The organism is Endozoicomonas sp. OPT23, from assembly GCF_009653635.1.
In the GTDB taxonomy this organism is placed as follows: Bacteria; Pseudomonadota; Gammaproteobacteria; order Pseudomonadales; family Endozoicomonadaceae; genus Endozoicomonas_A.
This window is the reverse complement of record NZ_PPFD01000012.1, coordinates 1-3,038: the sequence shown is the minus strand read 5'-3', so window position 1 is coordinate 3,038 and position 3,038 is coordinate 1. Positions and strand designations below refer to the sequence as shown.

4 protein-coding genes are annotated in these 3,038 nt (G+C 35.5%); all 4 read right to left on the bottom strand.

Annotated elements, in window-relative coordinates; translation table 11 throughout:
* Positions 1-93 precede the first annotated feature (93 nt).
* Entirely contained in the window at positions 94-849 is a 756-nt protein-coding gene (locus tag EOPP23_RS21205; protein WP_153768000.1) for a hypothetical protein, read from the bottom strand.
* 117 nt (positions 850-966) lie between these two features.
* Positions 967-1,794 carry a hypothetical protein gene (locus EOPP23_RS21200; RefSeq protein WP_153767999.1) on the bottom strand — a complete coding sequence of 276 codons (828 nt, stop codon included), beginning with the start codon at positions 1,792-1,794 and terminating at the stop codon, positions 967-969.
* Positions 1,795-1,884: 90 nt separating this feature from the next.
* Positions 1,885-2,397 (bottom strand): hypothetical protein, encoded by a 513-nt coding sequence (locus EOPP23_RS21195; protein ID WP_153767998.1) that lies wholly within the window; start codon positions 2,395-2,397, stop codon positions 1,885-1,887.
* A gap of 41 nt (positions 2,398-2,438) precedes the next feature.
* Positions 2,439-2,777: a hypothetical protein gene (locus EOPP23_RS21190; RefSeq protein ID WP_153767997.1), complete on the bottom strand. Its 339-nt coding sequence runs from the start codon at positions 2,775-2,777 to the stop codon at positions 2,439-2,441.
* Between the last annotated feature and the right edge of the window lie 261 nt (positions 2,778-3,038).

The following is a 3,038-nucleotide window of genomic DNA, read 5'->3' as shown; positions in this document are numbered from 1 at the left end:
AGATGATTGTCATCCTGAATACTATGCTGAAAAACGGGACATGTTGGGGAGAAAATATCACCTGAAAACTTGACTATAGGCCACAGTCACTTGTTATGCGTGTACTATAGATTTGGATTTATTTCTGATCGTATCTATAACTTCTTTTCTAAAAGTAGCATGCCCATGTTGGGCTCTCGGATGAGCTATACGAAAGCATTTATGATTTTCTGTTTTAAACTGCCAGATCTTTTTAGGATTAATACTGGTTGTTTCGTAACCGTCGAAATATAGATTGAAAAGATCTTTTATTATGGGATCAATCCCTCTATAGCCAGTAGAAAAGATAATATATTCTGGGTTGAAAAACTTAATTTGAGTTGCCAGTAGTTCTAGAGAAATATCTACTATTTTTTTAAGTTCTCCTTTAGGTCTCTCTAGCGGCGACTTTTTGTTATAGTCCCATGCAAATAAATTCGCATAAATCATACCTTCAGGTGACAAACTTAATTCTTTAGAAACTTTGTTATAGTAATGTTGAAATTTACTTTTATGCTTTCTTTTAATCGTACCGTTAGGGCTGTCTTTCAAGTGCCAACTGTATCTTGATAAAGATTCTTCAATAATTTCATTCAGTGATCCATCATTATTTTTATCAATTATTCGCTGAATTGTATTTTTATTATTGTTCGTATTCCAACCTGCCGTCTCTCTACCAACAATCATGACTTTTGGATTTGATTGCTCATATGCGTTGAAATTATATGGTAAAAATATGCCTGAATATTTATCATCAATAAATTCATAGTCATCTGCGTTTATTTTACTCAATATTTCACGATAGTTTTCTTTTAGTGTTTCAATATCCATATCAGATCCACATTTTAGGCTGTTTGGTTTTGAAGATGAACGATAAACGCATAACGCTTGCTTAAGGGGCGCCGTAGGCGTCCCATTTGAAGCACTTGTTACATTCTGGTTCAACTATTATCTTGAAGCCTGTTGCTCTTGGCGAATTCGTTCAAACTCTTTCTCTTCTTGTTCTCTTTCTTCAGAACTAAATGTATTTACGGTTATTCTCTTGCTTCGACTTCTAGTTAAACTCTCTGCCCATTTTGCTATCTTCTCTATGTTTTTTGAAATATTGTGGGTTGGGGAACCACCGCCCGCATGAACCACACCAATGAATTGAGAAAAATCAATTGTTACTGCATTAGTGTATTGATGACCATTGGAGTCACTAAATACAATTTTGACTATAAACTTTGTTGCGAAAGTTTCCTCTTCACCCATTACGCCCATAATGTCGATGAAACTGAACATGAATGTTGTATATAACTGATCAATGCCCAATGATGCTATTCCGTATTTAATTGCACCGAGGTCTTTAAGTTTATCTAAAATAGGGTTGTTTTCTGGCTCTGATTCATTATCAATGCTTAGGAATTCAAAGCTAACATTCTGGGCTATTCCTTTGCCACAGTTTTTAATTTCAAGCTCTAAGAGTTGAACATGAACATCACTAATTTTAAAGTTGAAGTCTACTGAGGGTCTAATTGCATCTAATCGTAGTTGCTCTAACTGTTCACTTTGCGCTGCTCGGAGATGCCATGTTTCTTTTGCCAAGATAAATGTCAAGATAGCAATAGAAACTGTAGCAATAGCTGCAACCCATGAAGACGCAGAATCGGCAGTTAATGTGAATTCAGTTTGTAGTGAACCTCCAAAAATCATTCCTCCAATAAAGGCTAAGGGAGTTACTACAGCCAATATGATGACCCAGAGAATAAGGGTATTTATTTCATTGTTCTTCATGGTTACTCGATGCATGTTCTAAGAATGTAACGCTTGGTTCAGGGGCTGCGCCGCAGGCGCAGTCCCATGAAACCACTTGTTAGCTGCTTTTTATAGATATAGTTCTGAAACCTTTCTTTCAACTGATTTATTTTCTTTGATTGCTTCTGCACCTAACAGCATGTTCTCAATTGCCTTACTGGAACCATTTAGGCTGAATCTAACTACTTTAAACTCGCCATTTTCCATTGCTACTGCAAACCCAACTTTATTTGATTTTTTTACAATCTTATCTATCTGATCGAAAGGTTTAATAAAAAACACATTCTCATTATTGTATTTGTGACCACAAATTAAATTGATTGTAGTTGCTGTTGAATCTGTATTTATAAGACTTGGATACTCATCGCCGGTTTCACAAGTTATGCCAAGGCTAACAAGATAATAACAGGTGCTATCAGCATAATAACAATATTGACCAAGAATTCTGTTGGTATCATTTATGGTGGCAGCATACGCATAGTCTTTATGCGATAAATCCCAGTTCCATTTTTCTGACTTAATGACTTCAGCATTAGATGCAATTGAAAACACTAGAAGTGCAAGAATTGAAAAATATTTCATTTTATAAAAACTCACGAACACAACAATTTATTTTTATGAATTCATTTCTTGTTTAATGGTTCAAATTCGCAAACTTTGCTTACTTGAAGCGTTATCAAAAGAGCAACATTAAATCCTGTATTATTAGGATTTTGGGGATCTCTACTGTACCACTTTGACAGGAAATTATATGCACCTACTAAACCCCAGTCTTGAACGCAGTCACTCCTCTCTGGGCCAAATGATGCATCAATTATTTCTTTATCTAAAACCCCCATCAAATATATCGCTTGTTTTTCTTTTTCCATCCCAGAAAATTCTAGTAGGGTTAGAGCCTGGCTAGTTTGAGAAAAAAAAGAGAATACTGCCAGTGATAATAATATCTTTAAATGTTTATTCATCAATACTTCCAAAATTTGATAATCAATAAGACATTTTATCTGTTGTACAAATAGCAAACAATATGGGTTTTCATCAAAACCTTCTCATAAGGTATGGAACTGTCGCATGGAACTGCAGCAGCTAACGCCTAAATCAGGTGCGCCGAAGGCGTCACCTGGATTTACTTGTATGGTTAATTCTTATTCTTGAAAACGGGTAAAAAGAGACCCACCTTCAGTTGGCCTACTGAAGGCCTTATGCAATAGCTCGATGGATTTTAG

Bases quoted from the DNA above. Each gene is read 5' to 3' on its own strand.
- EOPP23_RS21205 (WP_153768000.1), bottom strand. From the start codon at position 849: ATGGATATTGAAACACTAAAAGAAAACTATCGTGAAATATTGAGTAAA.
- EOPP23_RS21200 (WP_153767999.1), bottom strand. From the start codon at position 1,794: ATGAAGAACAATGAAATAAATACCCTTATTCTCTGGGTCATCATATTG.
- EOPP23_RS21195 (WP_153767998.1), bottom strand. From the start codon at position 2,397: ATGAAATATTTTTCAATTCTTGCACTTCTAGTGTTTTCAATTGCATCT.
- EOPP23_RS21190 (WP_153767997.1), bottom strand. From the start codon at position 2,777: ATGAATAAACATTTAAAGATATTATTATCACTGGCAGTATTCTCTTTT.